Origin of the sequence: Stenotrophomonas sp. SrG (assembly GCF_050031795.1) — a bacterium.
Taxonomy (GTDB): domain Bacteria; phylum Pseudomonadota; class Gammaproteobacteria; order Xanthomonadales; family Xanthomonadaceae; genus Stenotrophomonas; species Stenotrophomonas rhizophila_A.
In genome coordinates, this window is sequence record NZ_JBNBBE010000826.1 from 1 (window position 1) to 245 (window position 245).

General features: G+C 71.8%; 1 protein-coding gene. It reads left to right on the forward strand.

Translation table 11 applies throughout. The features are described 5' to 3' along the window. Positions 1-245: DNA recombination protein RmuC (gene rmuC / locus ACQG3P_RS21855; protein ID WP_426806222.1), on the forward strand; the 245-nt coding region annotated here is incomplete at both ends.

A 245-nucleotide genomic window follows, 5' to 3' on the forward strand; every position in this document is an offset into this window, starting at 1 on the left:
CTGGGGAGAAGAGGCGCTGGACCACATCCTGGAACCGCCCCACCCCCAGGCGCAGTCCGCCCGCGGCGTCATCGTGCGCCCCGCCCGCTGCGAAATGGTGGACATCGCGGTGCGCCTCCCCGGGCGCGGCCATGACGACACCCCGCTCTGGCTCCCGATCGAGTCCAAGATCCCGCGCGAAGACTACGACCCCCTGCTCGATGCGCAGGAGCACGCTGACGCCGATCGCGAACGCGAGCAGGCCG